We start from the raw sequence: 17,942 nt of genomic DNA, 5'->3' as shown, positions 1-17,942 counted from the left end.
CGGGTTCACCCGCCCGCTTCCTTTATCCTGCCGTTTGGTCGCGCTTCTTTTTCACTTCAGTGTCAGCATCATTGTCATCAGAAGAAACCAAAGATTTCGTCGCGCTTTTGAATTCGGTTAACGTCTTGCCGAAAGCCCTCCCGATCTCAGGAAGCTTTGAAGGTCCGAAAATAATCAAAGCAATGACAAGGACCAAAATGAGACCGGGAATACCGATATTGGATAGCATCTGCCGTCATCCTTTCGCTGATTACTGGGTTACCTTTTTCTGCTTTTGCTTCATTTGTTTTTGGTGCGCTCTTGCATGCGCAATAAAGCGGTCCTCTTCGACTTCGTTCGATTTTTTTACGCCTCCCGGTACGATGTTGGAGGCTGTCCGCTTCAGGCCAGTGTGGTCTTTATGATAAACATACGAAGCCCTGGTCGAAATCGCGGCGCCCGGCTCTGACACATACGGAACAACCCGGTAGTCCGCCCGCCACTCCTCAGGGGTGACCGTGCAGCGCACATAGCCGCGGTAATCATTGAAAAATTTAATATGAGGATTATTCGATAAAATTTTATCCGTATCCGCCCGTTTATCGGCGCCGTTTCCTCCGGATGTAATCGATGTGCCGACGAACTCGACGCCAAAGATAGCCGATTTTGGATCGTCAAAATCGACGAGCAGATTGTTCGCCCAGCTTGCATGAACATCGCCGGTGAGGACGACAATGTTGTTCATGTTTTTCTCTTTGATAAAGTCAATGATCCGTTCGCGCTGGGCCGGGTAGCCGTCCCATGAATCCATGCTGTAAATCGGGGCCGAACTCGTCCCAAAGTTCCAGCGTGCAAAGAAAATCTGCTGCGCCAGGACATTCCAGTGCGCTTCAGACCGGCCGAGATTGCCGAGCAGCCAGGCCTCTTGCTCTGCTCCAAGAAGCGTCCGCTTCGGATCGTTTGATTCGTCTGAAGGCGGCTTGTTTCCGTCGCCATTTGCCTGATCATCGCGGTACTGGCGGGTATCAAGAACATTGATATCGGCTAAATTGCCATAGGAAAAATGACGGTATAATTGCATGTCAGGACCGTTCGGCAGCGATCTGCGGCGGAGCGGCATGTGCTCGTAATAAGCCTGGTACGCGGCTGCCCTGCGTTTGATAAAGGCTTCAACAGACTGGCCTTTTTCTGGAATCGTATTCGCATAGTTGTTTTCGACTTCATGGTCATCCCATGTGACGACCCACGGGAAGGCGGCGTGTGCCGCTTTCAGATTCGCATCTGAACGGTATTGGGCATGGCGGTTGCGGTAATCGAGAAGCGAGGTGATCTCCGGACCGCTGTGAGTTCTGACGTTTCCGGTCTTTGACAGATACTCATTCGGACCGTATTCATAAATATAGTCACCGAGATGGAAAACGAGATCGAGCTTTTCTTTCGCCATGTGCTGATAAGCGGTATAGTAGCCGTGTTCGTACTGCTGGCAGGATGCGAAAGCAAAGGTGAGCTTCGAGACGTCCGCCCCTGGTGCAGGAAGGGTTTTCGTTTTCCCCACCGGGCTGAGCTGATTGCCGCATTTGAAGCGGTAGTAATACACTTGGTTCGGCTTCAATCCGTCAACTTCGGCGTGAACGGAATGGGCGAGGTGCGGCGTCGCCTTCTCTTTCCCGCGTTTGACGATATGGCGGAAATGTTCATCCTTGGCGATCTCCCATTTCACAGTGACGGCTTCATTCGGCATGCCTCCCCCGTTTAGCGGATCCGGCGCCAATCTTGTCCACAAAACGACGCTGTCTGACAACGGATCTCCCGATGCAACGCCAAGCGTGAAAGGATAATCCGAAAACTTCGGCGCCGCATTGACTTCCATCGTCCCCATCGATTGAGCAATCGCGAGCCCAAGCGAAAGCCCGGCGATTTTTCCGGCGCCCTGAATAAAACGGCGGCGGTCAAACGTATGATCTTTCAAGCTTTCCTCGTTCAGCTTTTTTATCCATTCCTCCAGCGGCCCTTCATGTGACATGTAGAATACCCCTCTCTCTTCAAATGATTGATCGGGTTCTATTATAGGAGCTGTTTGTTAACGGTCAGTAAAGTTTTGTAAAACGGAAAATACGGAGAAACAAGCGGCTTTGCCAGGTTTTTGTCGGAATTTGTCACAATCGATTCCATTCGCCTACGAATTCGACAAAAAGCCAATCATTCCGCCAGAACTTTTCTCCTGTTTTTCTTCATATTTTCTTTAAAGAATCAAAACAAACCAGCTCATCTCATGGTAAAATAAAGAAAGTTATGAATAGAAAGGAATGAACGATGCACAGATAGCTGAATGGTCTTCTCATTTTCCTGAACACAAGCCAAACCCAAACTTTAGGAGGCAGACCATGGTACAAGCAAACCTTGAAACTGAAAGATTGATAGTAAGAAAAATGGAATTGCAAGATGCGGAGACTCTCTATCATTACTGGTCAGATCCGCTGGTGACGAAATTTATGAACATCACGCCTTTCACAAACGTCGCCCAGGCGGAAGACATGATTCAATTGATCAACGGAATGAGTCTTGAAGGCAGGGCAAACCGTTTTTCAATCGTTGTAAAAGAGACAAATGAAGTAATCGGAACGTGCGGCTTCAACACGATCGACGAGGAAAACAGCCGGGCTGAAATCGGCTATGACCTGGGGAGAGCCCATTGGGGAAAAGGCTTTGCTGCTGAAGCCGTCAAAACACTCGTTCGCCACGGCTTCCTGGACATGGGGCTGAACCGGATCGAAGCAAAAGTCGAACCGGAAAACAAAGACTCCATCAAACTCCTCGGGCGATTATCCTTTCAAAAGGAAGGACTTTTACGGGAATACGAGAAAGCAAAAGGCGTGTTCATCGATGTTTATATGTTCTCCCTGCTGAAAAGAGAGTTTCGGATATAAAAATGAAAAAAAGGTTGATCCGGCGCTTGGATCAATCTTTTTTCAGGTTGCTATATCCTTCTCCCCGCGCTCTCATTCAGCCGCTTCGCTTCCAGAAATAAGACCTGAATGAACTTTTTCGTGTTCACGCGGGTGGACGAAAGCGCGGGAACCGCATCCTTTTGCAGCTCTTTCATTTTTTTGCTGATTACGGTGAAGTCGAAAAACCGCGATGCATAGCTTTCAAACTTCGGGTTTGAAAAGTCCGTCAATCCGAGGGATGCAAAATGGTTTAATGAATGGATGACCGCCCTTCGAATCCGCTGTTCAGACGCTTTGATCTCACGGTTGATGTCAACGGGCGAAGCACCCGGTCCGAGCTTTTGCTCCGCGACTTTGATGAAAATTTGCTTGAGCGGCGGAAAGTTTTTTTCATATAATGATGCTTGCTCATCATCAAATAAATATTGAAGGATGGCGAGCAGGTCTTGGGAACCGTTTTCTCCGACGATGCCCAATTCAGAAAGGAGAAATTCGCCCGTCTCTTGAATGCTTTTTTCTTTCAGCACGTTCCTCCCGCCTCCGGTTACGTTCCCCAGACGGCTTAAAGAAGACTGGATATCCTGTATTGACCTTTCCAATTCGATCCGCTCTTTCACTTTTTGAATGACGTTTAATATTTCGATCCGGTTGATCGGTTTATGGATATAATATTCGATCCCGAGAGAATATGCTTCTGCAACCATTTCCTTTGCTTCCACCTGGGAGATCATGATGATTTTCCCAGGGAAAGACCCTTGCAGATGACGGATCGTCTCGATTCCGTCGCGGCCGGGCATCAAGAGATCGACAAATAAAATATCAATTTGCTTTAAACGTAAAACGTGCCCTTCCAATTGACTGCCGTCTTCCGCTTCACCCGCCGCTTCTCCCAAATCTTCGTCTTCAATGATTTGTCTTAAAATCGAACGCACGGCGCGGTCATCGTCAACGATAAAAAAACGCATAAGGCATTCACCCTTTCTGGATCAATTGTTGCACAGGAAGCCTGATCGAAAACGCGACACCAAGCGGTCGATTGCGGAACGCAATTTCGCCTCCCAGCTCTTCGACGGTTTCCTTTACGTAGGAAAGGCCGATCCCTGTTGAAGGAGTGCCGAATTCATCATACTTAGAGGTGTATCCCGGCTCAAACACGACGTCCCCGATCTTCTCCGGGATGCCGGGGCCGCTGTCTTCCACTCCGAATTCTACCATGCCTTCTCCCGGATTCGAAAGATGGAGACGGACCGCCCCTTTCTCTTGAATCGCTTCGACAGCGTTGGCCATCACGTTGTTGAGCATCGACAGCACGAGATATACGCGGTATTTCGGATGCTCGCCCTTGATTGAATATTGAAAGTCAATGTCCTTTCCGAGTGATTCGGCATACTTCCGATTGATTCCAACCACAAGGCGGATCAAATCCTCCGCTTTCATATAGTCCCTGAAATTTTCGTTTGAAATCAATTTGGAAAGCCCGGCAAAAATGCGCTGATTATCCTTTTTGACCTCATGGATCTCGCCGGCCAGCTTCAAAAGCTTCTGACTGAGCTCCTGCTCAGATGGAGCTTCAAGGCTCCGGTTATGCAAGCGGCGGTAAAGCCGGTAGGACTCGCTCGTTATTTGCTCCGTGTTTTTCAACGTTTTTTTCAAATGAATCGTTTCCTCATATAAATTAGAGACGATCATAAGCATGCGCTCATTTTGTTCACGGACTTGTTTTTCCCTCGATTGTGTCTCGTACAGTTTCATGACATTAAAAAAGCTGAGCACGATAAAGCTGTGGGAAAACGCGATCGCCATCATATCGCGCAGCTTCTCCGGCGTAACCGTTGAGGCAAACATCACATACTGAACGGACATCTCTGCACAGTCGGCAAAGATTTCGATGACGAAGCCGAGCAGTCCGATGAAGAGCGGCCGGTATTGAAAAAATCGTTTGCCCTTGGCCATGTAAAAAAGAAATGCGTACGTAAAGTAAAAGAAAAAAGTCGGAAAATGGCTGTAAAAGGCCGCCGCCAAACCGATGTGATCTTGAGTGAGAAGATCCAGCAGCATCCTGAATACGACCACCGCAGCACCTGTTAAAAACCCTGGCAACATGGCCGACACATTTCTCATCAGCAGCAAAAAAAAGAAAAAAGTCGGAACGCCGAAGCTGACCCGGAACATCTCATTCAAGGGATAAAACTTCAGCTCGCCTGCAAGCGGTACGGTGAAAAGCATCAGCGTTAAAATGTAGCCGTCTTTTTTCGCAAGCCGGCCGAACTTTTTCATGGCCTCGTCCCAATTTCTCCTCAGCATGTTGATCCCCCGTTAAACAGCGTTGTTTTATTTTACATCGAATATGTGCTTAATCCGCAACTCCTATTGTACCTACTGTCCATTTGATTTTCACATCCATCGGCTTATTTTTTCCGCGCGTTTGTCGTTTTTTGTATGATCGTGTAGGTTCTGATTTAAATTGAATTTATATTCTTACAATTTGAAAGCGCTTATCATTTCCAGATATTCTCTCTTGTTCAAACCCCTATCCCCTGACAAAACCGGCAGCCGCGGCGGCTTACGGAAGGCCGTCAAGACGGACAGCCGCCGTAAAAGCACTCGACTTTTCAGATTGGAGGAATTTCGATGAAAGAAATCGTGAAAGAACGTGATAACGCCCATTTCCGGCAAACCCGCCTTGACGATCTGGTCGAATATTACCGTCCCTTTTCCGCAGACGGCCGCAATGCCGAATATATCCCCGCTTTAGGAAAAATCGATTCAAAACAGCTCGGCATATGCGTAACAGGAGCTGATCAAACGATGATGAAATCAGGCGACTGGGATGTCCCCTTCACATTGCAAAGCATCTCAAAGGTCATTAGTTTTATCGCCGCCTGTTTAGCAAGAGGGATTCATTACGTATTGGACCGTGTCGACGCAGAGCCGACGGGAGATGCATTTAATTCGATCATCCGCCTCGAGATGAATAAACCGGGAAAGCCGTTCAACCCGATGATCAATGCCGGCGCGCTGACCATCGCGTCAATGCTGCCAGGAGAATCGGCTCTCGACAAAATCGAATCGCTTTACGACGTCATTGAGAAAATGATCGGAAAACGCCCCGTCATCAATGAAGACGTGTTCCGTTCAGAATGGGAGACCGCCCATCGAAACAGGGCATTGGCCTATTACCTGAAGGAAACCGGCTTTTTGGAAGCCGATGTCGAAAAAACGCTCGAAGTGTACCTTAAGCAATGCGCCATGGAAGGAAACACAGAGGACATCGCCATGATCGGCATGATTCTCGCAAACGACGGATACCACCCTTTCAGCCATGAGCAAATCATTCCAAAGGATGTCGCACGGCTGACCAAGGCGTTAATGCTGACGTGCGGGATGTACAATGCTTCCGGAAAATTCGCGGCCTTTGTCGGCGTTCCCGCCAAAAGCGGCGTATCCGGCGGAATCATGTGCGCCGTACCCGCCAGCTTCAAAAGGAATGAGCCCTTTCAGCATGGATGCGGAATCGGCATCTATGGACCGGCGATTGACGAATACGGCAACAGCCTGACAGGCGGCATGCTTTTGAAACAATTGGCACAGGAGTGGGATCTGAGTATTTTTTGAAGATAATCAATTAAGAGGTGAGAACATGCAGGAAGCTCTTCAGTATGTCATTGGAATCATAAACGATTTTCTTTGGTCAAAACTATTAATCGTGCTGCTTCTGTCGGTAGGAGTATATTTTACGTTCAGATTGAAATTTTTGCAGGTTCGGATGCTGAAAGAGATGGTCCGCGTTTTAAAAGAAGGCGCGTCAAACCGTTCCAAAAACGATATATCGCCTTTCCAGGCATTCTGCATCAGCATGGCGGCCCGGGTCGGCACCGGAAATATTACGGGAATCGCGATCGCGATTGCACTCGGCGGCCCCGGAGCGATCTTCTGGATGTGGATCATCGCCATTATCGGCTCAGCTTCAAGCTTTGTCGAAAGCACGCTGGCCCAAATTTATAAAGTGAAAGATGTAAACGGCTTCCGCGGCGGCCCCGCCTACTACATGGAAAAAGGGCTGAAAAAACGCTGGATGGGCGCCCTGTTTGCGGTTTTAATCACCCTGTCGTTCGGGATCGTGTTCAACTCCGTTCAATCGAATACGATCAGCGTCGCGTTCAATAACGCATTTGGGACGGACCGCTTCACGCTCGGCGTCATTTTGATCGCCGTTTTCGGCACGATCATTTTCGGCGGCGTGAAGCGGATTGCGAAGCTGTCCGAATATATCGTCATGTTTTTAGCCGTTCTCTATATCGGAGTCGCTTTTTTCGTCATTTTGACCAACATTTCGGAGCTGCCGGAAGTTTTTGCGCTGATCGTGAAAAATGCGTTCGGATTTGAGCAGGCAGCGGGGGGAGCATTAGGCGCGGCACTGATGCACGGGATCAAACGCGGAATTTTCTCAAACGAAGCGGGAATGGGAAGCGCGCCAAATGCCGCCGCAACGGCCACGACAAGCCACCCCGTCAAACAGGGGCTGATCCAGGCGCTCGGCGTCTTAACGGACACATTGATTATTTGTACAAGCACCGCCCTGATCATTTTGTTCTCTGATGCCTATAAGCAGCCGGGACTGAGCGGAATCCCGCTGACGCAGGCCGCTCTAAGCGAACACGTCGGACCGTGGGCGTCAGGATTTCTTGCGATTTTAATACTGTTATTCGGTTTCTGCGCGCTCATCGGAAACTATTACTACGGAGAGACCAACATCGGTTTCTTAAACAAAAGCAAAGCAGTCTTATTGCTATATAGAATCGGTGTGCTCGGAATGGTGATCTTCGGCTGTGTTGCAAAAGTACAGCTCGTCTGGGATATGGCCGACCTGTTCATGGGATTGATGGTCATCGTCAATTTAATTGCGATCTCCCTGTTATCGAAAAACGCCTTTGCTGCTTTGAACGACTATGTGAAGCAAAGAAAAGCCGGAAAAGACCCTGTCTTTTATAAAGATGTATTGGAACATCATGACAACATCGATTGCTGGGAGCATTCCGAAGACGTTCACGCTGCAAAAAGCGAGCATGCAGGATAAAATGGAGCCGCCTGAAAGGGCGGCTTTTCGATTGATTTGCGGGGTCATCGAGTTTCTTGACGGATGACTTATGTTCTGAACAACCTGCTGAAAAACCCCTTCTTTTTCGGCTTATCAGGCTGAGATTCCCGCTCCGTTTCTGCTAAAATTCCTTTTTGCTTCGCTTCTTTGAGCCAGACGGGAAATTCGTTGAGAAGCGACTCATACAGTTCATCATCTGAAATGCGTTCTATATCTTGAATATGCAAAAAATTGGCGTTGTCGACAACGCGGCCTTCCAGCGCATCAAGCTTTTTTAGAAAATCAAAATTTCCGCCGCCGATTCCGACAAACTGCCAGAATAACGGTTTATCCGAGGACGCCTGGATAATAGGTTTTATCGTTTTTTTGCACCCTCCGTCATTGATAAAAATGACAAAGGCAGGTTCTGAACTCGGTTCTTCAGCAATGTATTTTTTCAAAACATCTTTCATGACCGGCGGTTCATCATTTCTTCCGCATTTATGAATCGAATCATTATTGATAATCTCCCGGTCTACATACCCCGAAAAATCTTTTTCGGTAACCGGCGTCAAGCGGGAAAATTCATTGTCGTACACCCAAACATCAAGCACCCCGTCGTCATCAAACCGATCGGCGACAGCCAGCACCCTTTCAACCGTCTTCTGAACGCTTCCATTTTTATAAAGAGACCTCATTGATCCCGTGATATCCAAAACCAAGCCGACCCGTGCCGTAACTTTCGTTAGTTGTTTTTTCTCCAAAACGATGTTCAAGCTTTTCTTTTGCAGACTGATCGAGTTCATTTGCAAATCTCCTTTTTGTTTGTATAAAGCTATTACGAATCCAACATATCGCAGGTTTCAATTGAGAAAAACCCTTCAGATTTCGATTATGATGATAAGATATAGATCAATAGAGATTACATGCACGCAGAGAAATTTTCCCCTTATTTCAATAACAATTGCTCAATCATTAGAAACGGGGTTTTGCACATGATCAAACGCAACCGTACACGACAGGCCTCGCTCGTGATCGCGGCCATGGCGGCGGGATTGGGTTCACGAAAAATAGCAGGGCTGCTTCCGGACTTTGTCAATGCCTGTTTAGGCGACGCTCTTTGGGCCCTGATGATTTTCTTCGGATTCGGTTTTTTATGTAAGACGGCGCGTACAAAAACTATCGCGTTCATGGCGCTGGTGTTCTGCTATTTAATAGAATTCAGCCAGCTGTATCATGCCGGGTGGATCGACCGGATTCGAGGCACCGCACTGGGCGGGCTTGTGCTCGGCTATGGATTTTTATGGACCGATTTATTGGCCTATTTGCTCGGAATTGGAACGGGCATCCTTTTCGACCGCGCGATGCACAAACGAAAAAAACAGCTGTAAAGCTGTTTTTGAGGAAAATATACGCACTTTTATTTTGTGACTTTCTGCTGTTTAAAACCCGCTGGACAAGTCCGATAATAAAAGAGGATGGGTTCGATACGTAAAGCGTGATGTAGGCCGTCATTTCCTGCAGCCGGCAGATGATTTCCTCCTGTTTTTTCGACATGTCCAGTGTCTCTATCCTTTTTGGCAGGAGGAACTACATCGTTTATCTCTTCCCTATAATCGTCTGCCGCATGCTTTACGGTTTGCCCATCTCTGTTGTTCTATGGACTTTTCCCCAATACTCCGAAGTAAAAAATGCCGCCCCGCACTTTCATCCAGCCTTCTTCATTTGATGCGTTTCAATTCATGATTTTCACTTATTCCATAAAAGAAAGCCCCGTTCGCACGCCGAGCTTTGAATAAAACCGTGAGAATCTATTGTTTAAGTGTGCTGTGTTTATAAGAATAACCGAAATAAACCGCCGTTCCGGCCAGCAGCCAAACAGAAAAATAGAGCCATGTTTTCATCGGCAAATTCGCGATCAGAAACAGGCAGAAGCCTATCGAAAGAATCGGAAGCAGCGGCACGAACGGAACTTTAAATCCTCGCGGCAGGTTTTTTTCGGTTTTGCGCAATATGATTACGGACAGGCTCACCATCAAAAAGGTGAGCAGTGCGCCCATATTGGCTAAATCAGACAGGTTTTTCAAATCGACAAACCCGGCGATGAACGCTGTTAACATCCCGGTGATCCATGTATTCCATACCGGTGCCCCCGATTTTTTCCCCGCTATTGAAAAAACTTTCGGCAGCAGCCCGTCTCTGCTCATGGCAAACGAGATTCTCGTCGCCGCAAAGGTATTCGCAAAAATCACCGCCATCAGCCCGATTACCGCACCGACCGAAATGATTTCCGCCACCGCGTTTTGATTGACTACCTGTAAAACGTAAGACATGGCCTCAGGGACGTTCAGCTGGCTGTACGGAACCATGCCCGTCATCACCAGACAGACGAGGATATAAATCATCGTACAGATCACTAAAGATCCTATAATGCCGATCGGCAAATTGCGCTGCGGGTTTTTTACATCCTCGGCTGAAGCAGAAATGGCATCAAACCCCAAATATGCGAAAAACACCGCCGCCGCTCCGGTAATGACGCCCTCTGCACCGAACGGCATAAAAGGCTGCCAGTTTTCAGGCTTCACGTAAAAACTGCCGGCAATAATAAAGAGCGCGACGATTAATATTTTTACGATCACCATTGCATTGTTAAACTTTTTGCTTTCTTTCGTTCCCTTTGACAAGATCCATGTGATGACGAAGGTAATCAAGATAGCGGGAAGATTCATGATTCCGCCGTGTTCGGGCGTGGTCAGCAGCTGTTTCGGAATGGACAGTCCAAACCCTTCGAGCAAGTTGTTAAAATAGCTGGACCACCCGCTTGCAACCGCAGACGAGGTGACCATATATACCGACAGCAGCGTCCAGCCCATCAGGTGGCCGACGATTTCTCCCATGGTTGTATAGGAGTAAATATAAGCGCTTCCATATACAGGGAGTGCGGACGATATTTCGGCATAGCAGAGAGCAGCCAGACTGCAGGCAACAGCAGCAAGGATGAACGAAAAAATAACAGCCGGTCCGGCGTCCTGTGCCGCCGTTATCCCGGTCAGCACCATAACCCCCGTTCCGATAACGGCGCCGATTCCCATCAATGTTAAATCAAACGCTCCCATAGATGGGTTGTGTTTCCGCTTTTGATGTTGTGCTAAAAGTTGTACTACATCTTTTTTCTGAAATAAGTTTCGCAAAAGCCTTTCCTCCAAATACAAAGCCGGAAAAATACAGATTTCCTTAACTCTGATTGTTTTGCGTATCAAATGTTGTCATTTCAAGCTTTATGATGCGTGGATATGCTATGTATTCCAATATACACCCCGTTCCATCAGCTTCGTACAAAACAAAATCCCCTAAAAAATGGACAGTATTTATAGTAAATGAAAAAGGCCGCAATGTAAAATAATGTCCTTTCTCACAATACGAAAAGCGCCCGGCAGGCACCGTGCGCTTTACAAAGAGCATATCGCGGCTGAAAGCCGCTTTTTACTGTCGGTAAGGGTATTTATCGTTATGCAGCATATAATATTCCAGCACGCGTTCCAGCCATTCTTCCTCTTCCTTTGTATAAGGCGAAGGAATTTGATTCACAAACTCCTCTGTTTCAGCTGTATCGACGCTGCCGAAGGCCGCCAGAACATCCTCGCCGACAAACTGAAGGCTCATCTTCATATGCCGATTTGCCATCTCTTGCACCTCGGGATCGTCAACGGGTTTTCCCGCCAGTCTTTTGACTTGTTTGGCCAATTGAATAAAGGATTTATCCAATGATGCCATTTCTTCTTCAGGTTTGTTGAACAACCGGTCGGCGGCTCCTTCCGGCATATTCCGCTCAAGCCATTCGCGCTGATCTTTCTCTGTTTGGATGATGTTGATCAGGCTCATGAAAATAGCCCCGTCTATTTCTTTTTCTTCCTCCAGAAGACCGATCATCCGGCTGATTGCTTTCAATACGGTTTCAATATGCTCCTTTTTTCCTTCAAGCTCTTTCTTTTGATTGCGCAATGTTTCAATCAGACTGACGTCAAAGCTGGAATCGTTCATGAGCCGCGCAATTTGCTCAAGGCTGTACCCCAAAAATTTAAAACACGTGATCTTATGCAGCGTCATTTCATCCTGATCCGTGTAAAGGCGGTGTCCTGAGCTAGGGTGCTTCTCAGGCTTGAGCAGCCCGATTTCATCATATTAGTGCAGCGTCCTGATCGATGTGCCGGTTTTCTCGGAGAAAACCCCGATTGTATAATATTGATCTTTTTCCATCTTTGTCATCCCCCTCATCGACGATCATAACGCCTCACGTTACCGGAGGTGCAAGTTTTATTTATTTGAAGAATTGCACGAATGATGGACCCATCGGGATGCTTCATCGTTATGTTTTTCCCGTCGGTACTTCCCGAATGTCGCGAATGATCTCAGAACCGCCGTTCTACGAACTATTTCTTAAACTCCTCTACAGAATCGACTATCAAGGTTGCTTTTGTTTCCAAAGAAAGGCTCTAAGGCCTTTTGCGGTGCTGCTAAAATAATAAAGCGGCCAACTGCAGCGGTTTCCAAGCCCGCTTCGCGATATTGAAACCTCTGTTCAGCTTGAGAGCCAGACAGCTTTTCATAAAATGAGATAAGGCGGGTATATGCCTTTATGACTTGCAAGAACACGAACCCTTTCGTTCATCTGTTTTTATGATAACACTAAAGCGATGACGAATTTACGATTCCCGCTCTATGATGTTTTCCAATTCCCTCTTCACATTCGCTGCCCCAGGGCCGATAACAATCTGGATATCATGCCTTCCGATCTTGATGACGCCGTGTGCTCCGGCTTGCTTTAATTTGGTTTCTTCAGCAAGTGAGGTATCGGTTACTTTCATCCTCAGCCGCGTCATGCAGTTGTCGCATGCGATCACGTTTTCTCTTCCTCCGATATGCTGGAGAATATTAGCCGCGATCGTTTCATAGCCTGAATGCTTTGTACCCGGTCCGCTTTTTGCCGGAGCTTCGGCATCCTGTTCCCTGCCGATGACTGGAACGTTTCGCTTTGTAATGACGAGATAAAAGGTGACGTAATAGAGGACAAAGAATGCGAGGCCGACCGGAATCAACAATAGACCCCGATCAGATAAATTCAGATTCAGCGCATAGTCGATTGCTCCCGCTCCCCACGAGAAACCGTGCCGAATGCCGAGCAAGTACAGCACCATGCCGGCAAGACCCGTGTATACAGAATGGAGGAAATACAATAGGGGCGAGGTAAACAAAAACGTAAATTCAATCGGCTCGGTAATGCCGGTAATCAACGATGTGGCCGCTCCGGAGGACATCAGCGCCTTCGTTTCTTTCTTCTTCGTTCTGGCGGCCCGTGTGATGGCTAAGGCAATCGCCGGAATGCCAAACATCATCGTGACGTAAAATCCGCCGAGAAAATACCCGGCTGCCGGATCGCCATTCAGAAACCGCGTAATTTCGCCTGTCACCGTTTCCCCTGAAGCCGTTTCAAAACGTCCGAGGCCAAAATAAACATACGTATTCATGACATGATGAAGGCCGAACGGCAGCAAAAACCGGTTGAAAAAACCGAAGACAAATATCCCGAAAGCCCCCAGCCCGACAAGCATTTGACTAAAAGCATCGATTCCCGCCTGCGCATAAGGCCATACGACGGAGAACAAACCCGCGATCGGGATCATCACCAAAATGATCATTGTAATCGGAAACTTTTCACCGCCAAAAAAAGCGAACATGCTTGGCAGCCGTGTTTGATGAAATCGATTATAGATGAACGCAGCCACAAGCCCCGCAACTACCCCGCCGAACACGCTCATATCAAGGTTCTGATTCAGGATGCCGAGCCCTTCCTGCAAGACGGAAACCGCCAAAAATCCCGTCAAGGCGGGAATGCCCTTATCCTTTGTATTGGCAAGCCCCATGGCAATGCCGATCGCTATCAAGATGTCCATATTGTTCAAGATGACGCCCGACGCCTGAAAAAGCGGAATGTCGAGCATGTCTTCAGCAGACAGCCGAAGCAGAAGTCCCGCAGCCGGAAGGGCAGCTATCGGAATGAGCATCGATTTGCCGAGCTTTTGAAGAAAATGTTTCATCTCCTCTCCCCCTCTTATAGATCCCTGAATGTTGACAGGCGTACGTCCGGCAGCGACTTCACCCGCCCTACGGTCTCTCGGTCGATCAAAAACTCCAGCTCATCGGCCCGCGGATAAGTAAACGAGGAATTCGCCAAAAGCGCTTTATCAAGGTAAGCCGGATGCGTCATGACCTCTATCGATTCACAGTCATTGAAAAGCCGGCTGACGGCTTGTTCGTCCTGTAAAGCGGTTTCGAGAACGGGTTCGAAACGGTCCGTCGTTTTGATCTGTTCCAATGCCGCATGCTCCATGTTATTTCTGACAGGCAGCCCGTATTCTTTCGCCAATTTTAAAAACACTTCCGTAATCCCGGCATAGGAGTTGATATGATGATGGCTGTCCATATGAGTCGGCTTAAGGCCTAATTCATACACTGTTTCGATTTGCGCTTTCCACTCGGCATACACTTCTTCCAAATCGACAGTGAACGCTCCCTGATAAAAAGAAAGCCGCCGAAAATCCCCCTTCACATCAACGATTGTCCGATGGCCAGGCAAAATCGGCCTTCCGCATGTCAACACCAGATGTACGCCGACTCCCAAACCCGGACACGCTTCGGCAAGCCCGGCTGCATGTTCGGCTCCCGGCATATTGGCCATTAAGGTCGCCGAAGTTAAAATCCCCAGGTTGTGGGCATCGATAATCCCATAATTGACGCCTCTTGAATAACCAAAATCGTCAGCATTAATGATTAATTTTTTCACCGTGATGTCCCCTTTGCGATGTTTTGGTGTCTTTATCAAAATATGCCGGGTCCGGCCTTTTAGCATGTTGCAGCGATTTAGCGGGCCGCAAAACAAAGAAAAAAACCCGCTGCTGAACAATGTTCAGTTAACAGGTTTTTCCTATGTACATATTGCTGTTCGACGATAAACTTCGCTCTATCCCCTCTCGTGATGATCCAGAGCGTATTCGCCTTGATCATCATAGGTAAGTGATTCAGACAGGAATACCGGGGCACCGACGTTGATGTGCAAATGCCCGCTGATCGTACTATGAGCCTGTACACTCTTCTTGAACAAGAACGGGTGTGCAATTTTCCAAGGAATATAGAATGTATTTCAAACTTCAAAAGAAGACGGGTAGCATGTTTGGATTCCTTCATACGAGGAAAAACTAAAGTAAACCTCATACGAAGGAGTGAATGGGGATGGAACATGTCAAAGCTCTTGCGATTAAAGGCATCATGACGATTGTGATTTTGTATCTTGTACTCGGTCTCGGTTTCGGCTTTACTTTTGGACATACCCTCTTGATTACGGTAGTTTTAGGCGCCGTCTCCTACTTGCTTGGTGACTTGTTTATTTTGCCGAAAACGAGCAACATCACCGCCACGCTGGCCGATTTGGGCGTCGCATTTCTTGTTGTCTGGCTGCTTTCACGTACGATGGGAGTGGAGGGTGGCCCCTCCGCACTGGCCGCATTTTTCGCAGCAGTCGCCATGTCGGTCGGTGAATACATTTTCCATTTTTACATGATGAATAAAAACCTCGGCTTTTTCAATCACCGTCAAATGGAAACACGGACGGACTAGTGGCGTCCAAAACGAAGAACGTCCCATGTTACAGGGACGTTCTTTGTCTAGCGAATCGTAAACCGGCCGATTTGGCCGCATTCTTCGGCAAACCAGATCCCGCCACACGCTGCGGCGATGCCGTGCGGTTCAGCATGCTCCGCAGGAATGGGATATTCGGTGATGTCTCCTTTCACCGTGATCCTCCCGATTTGATTGGCGCCCCACTCCGTGAACCAGAGCGCGCCGTCTTCACCTGAGGTGATGGCGTGGGGCCGGGCGTTTTCGGAAGGAAGCGGGTATTCGCAGATCTCCCCCGAAACAGTGATCCTCCCGATTTGATTGCCGTTTATTTCAACAAACCACAGGGCGCAGTCCGGACCAGCCGCAATCCCGACCGGTCCGGATTGATCAGTCGGAATCTGAAACTCCCGGATGTCGCCCTCCGGCGTGATGCGGCCGATGGCGTTGTTTTGGTTTTGCGTAAACCAAAGCGCACCGTCCGGACCGGCAACAAGGAATGAAGGGAATGAACCAGAAGACAGTTCATACTCCGTAAGCTCTCCTGATCGGGACACCCTGCCGATTTTATGGCCTGCCATGTCCGTGTACCATACGGCACCGTCCGGCCCTTCCGTGATTCCGAATGGCGCCGTTCCAGCCGGAAGCGGATATTCGGTCAGTTCACCCTGAACCGTGATTTTTCCGATTTTCCCGGCTTTATACTCTGTAAACCAGAGCTCTCCGCTGCTTCCGGCGGCGATGATCGACACGCCGGCATCAGGCGTCGGAACGTCATATTCAGTGATCTGTCCGGCTGCAGTGATTCTGCCGATCCGGTTCCCTTTCTGCTCGGTAAACCAAAGCGCACCATCCGCGCCTCTTGCGATTCCGTATGGTCCTGATGCAAGATCAGGCAGCGGATATTCGTTTATGTTCAACTGCATGGCTAATAATCCCCCTGTATGTGTTGATTTTTCTGAATAGGAGGCGATGCAGCCGCACAGCAAGAAGAACTTCTTTACTATAGAAGCACATGACAAATCCTATTCAGAAAAAGGACGTTACATTTGGCAAAGTCGAATAGACGTATACGATGATATGCTTGTAACGGATTTTTCTAAAAAGGATTATAAGATCATGTGCTTTTTTCACCCTTCCGATTTTTTTACAGTATATCACATATCGGACGTTCATCTGAAACATTACGAACTCCTTTCAATTTGATTACAAATTGGAAAATCGATTCCAAATGGTTTCTTTTTTATTGAATATCATTTAGAATGCGCACTAGATCATTTTTTTGCGATCTGACTTTTTGTTCAAGAAAGGAGACACACGTTGATGAAAAAACTGATTTCGTCTCTCATGATCGGATTCATGGCTCTCGCTCTCGCCGCCTGCGGTTCAAATGAGGAAAGCCAAAAATCAAAAGCCGATGATCAGGCAAAAACAACGCAAAACGCACAGGATCAAGAGAAACAAATGAAGGCGATGCAGAAAAAGCTCGATAAGCAAAAAGTGGATGAGAAGAAAACCGTTGCAGTCGTCAACGGCAAAAAAATCACCGGCAGCGACTACAACAGCTTATTATCAACCGCACAAATGCAATATCAGCAAACCGGACAAGACCCGACGACAGCTGACGCGGCAAAGCAAATCAAAAAACAAACGCTCGACAGCCTTGTCGGACAAACCCTCCTTCTTGAAGAAGCCGACAAAAAGGGCTATAAAGCGTCTGCCCAAGAAATTAACAAACAGCTTGATGAAAGCAAAAAGCAGTATAAAAGCGATAAACAATTCGATGCCGCTTTAAAAAAAGCCGGCTTAAACATGTCCGAATTCAAATCCGAAATAGCCGACAACATCAAAGCTGAAAAATATATCAAGAAAGAAGTCCCGCAGGATAAAGTAACGAACGAAGAAATCAAATCATACTATGATCAATACGCTGCACAGCAAAAACAAAGCAAACAAAAAACGCCGAAGCTCGAAGACGTGAAATCACAGATCAAAACAATGCTCGAAAAGCAAAAGCAGCAGGAAAAGCTCGGACAACAGGTTGAAAAGCTGAAAAAGCATGCGAACGTAGAACTTAAAATATAAAAACAAGGACCGCCGGTTTTGTCCGGCGGCCTTTTTTTCGCATCCTATTCCAATGACCCGATCGCAGCAACGACATCTGCTTCGCTGAACGTTCTAATCTGCTGAACAAGTGTAATCATGTAAAAGGATAAATCGAGAAAATACATCTAATTCAAAACATCAAATTTGAGAGATAAAAGGAC

General features: G+C 47.6%; 16 protein-coding genes and 2 pseudogenes. 6 read left to right on the top strand and 12 right to left on the bottom strand.

Annotation, left to right across the window (positions count from 1 at the left end; genetic code table 11):
- Positions 1-22: 22 nt before the first annotated feature.
- Both NSQ39_RS01620 and NSQ39_RS01615 read right to left on the bottom strand, forming a co-directional pair.
- The gene (locus NSQ39_RS01620) at positions 23-229 is read right to left on the bottom strand and encodes a twin-arginine translocase TatA/TatE family subunit (protein WP_046129055.1); all 207 of its coding nucleotides are present in this window, start codon (positions 227-229) and stop codon (positions 23-25) included.
- Between the two features lie 21 nt (positions 230-250).
- Entirely contained in the window at positions 251-2,002 is a 1,752-nt protein-coding gene (locus NSQ39_RS01615; RefSeq protein ID WP_175075293.1) for an alkaline phosphatase D family protein, read from the bottom strand.
- A gap of 361 nt (positions 2,003-2,363) precedes the next feature.
- Between NSQ39_RS01615 and NSQ39_RS01610 the strand changes: the two genes are divergently transcribed.
- Positions 2,364-2,906, top strand: a complete 543-nt coding sequence (locus tag NSQ39_RS01610) for a GNAT family N-acetyltransferase (RefSeq protein WP_341014020.1) — start codon at positions 2,364-2,366, stop codon at positions 2,904-2,906.
- Positions 2,907-2,956: 50 nt separating this feature from the next.
- On the opposite strand, the gene NSQ39_RS01605 is transcribed toward NSQ39_RS01610, so the two are convergent.
- Together NSQ39_RS01605 and NSQ39_RS01600 are read right to left on the bottom strand one after the other, a co-directional pair.
- Positions 2,957-3,892 carry a DNA-binding domain-containing protein gene (locus tag NSQ39_RS01605; protein ID WP_341014018.1) on the bottom strand — a complete coding sequence of 312 codons (936 nt, stop codon included), beginning with the start codon at positions 3,890-3,892 and terminating at the stop codon, positions 2,957-2,959.
- A gap of 7 nt (positions 3,893-3,899) precedes the next feature.
- The gene (locus NSQ39_RS01600; protein WP_341014016.1) at positions 3,900-5,231 is read right to left on the bottom strand and encodes a sensor histidine kinase; all 1,332 of its coding nucleotides are present in this window, start codon (positions 5,229-5,231) and stop codon (positions 3,900-3,902) included.
- A 327-nt stretch (positions 5,232-5,558) separates the two neighbouring features.
- On the opposite strand from NSQ39_RS01600, the gene NSQ39_RS01595 reads away from it, so the two are divergent.
- Both NSQ39_RS01595 and NSQ39_RS01590 read left to right on the top strand, forming a co-directional pair.
- Positions 5,559-6,542: a glutaminase gene (locus NSQ39_RS01595; protein WP_341014014.1), complete on the top strand. Its 984-nt coding sequence runs from the start codon at positions 5,559-5,561 to the stop codon at positions 6,540-6,542.
- Between the two features lie 25 nt (positions 6,543-6,567).
- Positions 6,568-8,004, top strand: a complete 1,437-nt coding sequence (locus tag NSQ39_RS01590) for an alanine/glycine:cation symporter family protein (protein WP_341014012.1) — start codon at positions 6,568-6,570, stop codon at positions 8,002-8,004.
- A gap of 68 nt (positions 8,005-8,072) precedes the next feature.
- On the opposite strand, the gene NSQ39_RS01585 is transcribed toward NSQ39_RS01590, so the two are convergent.
- Entirely contained in the window at positions 8,073-8,810 is a 738-nt protein-coding gene (locus tag NSQ39_RS01585; protein WP_341014010.1) for a vWA domain-containing protein, read from the bottom strand.
- Between the two features lie 189 nt (positions 8,811-8,999).
- Between NSQ39_RS01585 and NSQ39_RS01580 the strand changes: the two genes are divergently transcribed.
- Complete coding sequence (locus tag NSQ39_RS01580; RefSeq protein ID WP_175075298.1) at positions 9,000-9,395, top strand: ribosomal maturation YjgA family protein; 396 nt, start codon at positions 9,000-9,002, stop codon at positions 9,393-9,395.
- Between the two features lie 420 nt (positions 9,396-9,815).
- On the opposite strand, the gene NSQ39_RS01575 is transcribed toward NSQ39_RS01580, so the two are convergent.
- The 6 genes and pseudogenes from NSQ39_RS01575 to NSQ39_RS01550 form a co-directional block, all read right to left on the bottom strand.
- Positions 9,816-11,195 carry an amino acid permease gene (locus tag NSQ39_RS01575; RefSeq protein ID WP_175075299.1) on the bottom strand — a complete coding sequence of 460 codons (1,380 nt, stop codon included), beginning with the start codon at positions 11,193-11,195 and terminating at the stop codon, positions 9,816-9,818.
- 292 nt (positions 11,196-11,487) lie between these two features.
- Positions 11,488-12,261: pseudogene (locus NSQ39_RS01570) on the bottom strand (MerR family transcriptional regulator).
- 180 nt (positions 12,262-12,441) lie between these two features.
- Positions 12,442-12,651, bottom strand: coding sequence for a hypothetical protein (locus NSQ39_RS01565; protein WP_175075300.1), 210 nt, complete (start codon positions 12,649-12,651; stop codon positions 12,442-12,444).
- Between the two features lie 56 nt (positions 12,652-12,707).
- Positions 12,708-14,099, bottom strand: a complete 1,392-nt coding sequence (locus NSQ39_RS01560; RefSeq protein WP_175075301.1) for a PTS transporter subunit EIIC — start codon at positions 14,097-14,099, stop codon at positions 12,708-12,710.
- A 14-nt stretch (positions 14,100-14,113) separates the two neighbouring features.
- Entirely contained in the window at positions 14,114-14,845 is a 732-nt protein-coding gene (locus NSQ39_RS01555; RefSeq protein WP_175075302.1) for a carbohydrate deacetylase, read from the bottom strand.
- Between the two features lie 77 nt (positions 14,846-14,922).
- A pseudogene (locus tag NSQ39_RS01550) lies at positions 14,923-15,202 on the bottom strand (hypothetical protein); the annotation flags it as partial.
- Between the two features lie 89 nt (positions 15,203-15,291).
- Between NSQ39_RS01550 and NSQ39_RS01545 the strand changes: the two are divergent.
- A complete protein-coding gene (locus NSQ39_RS01545) occupies positions 15,292-15,675 on the top strand; it encodes a YndM family protein (protein ID WP_175075303.1) in 384 nt (127 codons plus the stop codon).
- 47 nt (positions 15,676-15,722) lie between these two features.
- Here NSQ39_RS01545 and NSQ39_RS01540 read toward each other — a convergent pair whose 3' ends face one another.
- Positions 15,723-16,601 (bottom strand): Vgb family protein, encoded by an 879-nt coding sequence (locus NSQ39_RS01540; RefSeq protein ID WP_175075304.1) that lies wholly within the window; start codon positions 16,599-16,601, stop codon positions 15,723-15,725.
- 397 nt (positions 16,602-16,998) lie between these two features.
- On the opposite strand from NSQ39_RS01540, the gene NSQ39_RS01535 reads away from it, so the two are divergent.
- The gene (locus NSQ39_RS01535) at positions 16,999-17,760 is read left to right on the top strand and encodes a SurA N-terminal domain-containing protein (RefSeq protein ID WP_175075305.1); all 762 of its coding nucleotides are present in this window, start codon (positions 16,999-17,001) and stop codon (positions 17,758-17,760) included.
- The last annotated feature ends 182 nt before the right edge of the window (positions 17,761-17,942 follow it).

The sequence above is a fragment of the Bacillus sp. FSL W8-0848 genome, assembly GCF_038007805.1.
GTDB lineage: Bacteria > Bacillota > Bacilli > Bacillales > Bacillaceae > Bacillus > Bacillus glycinifermentans.
The sequence above is the reverse complement of the archived record's forward strand: the minus strand, read 5'-3'. Positions and strand labels throughout refer to the sequence as shown.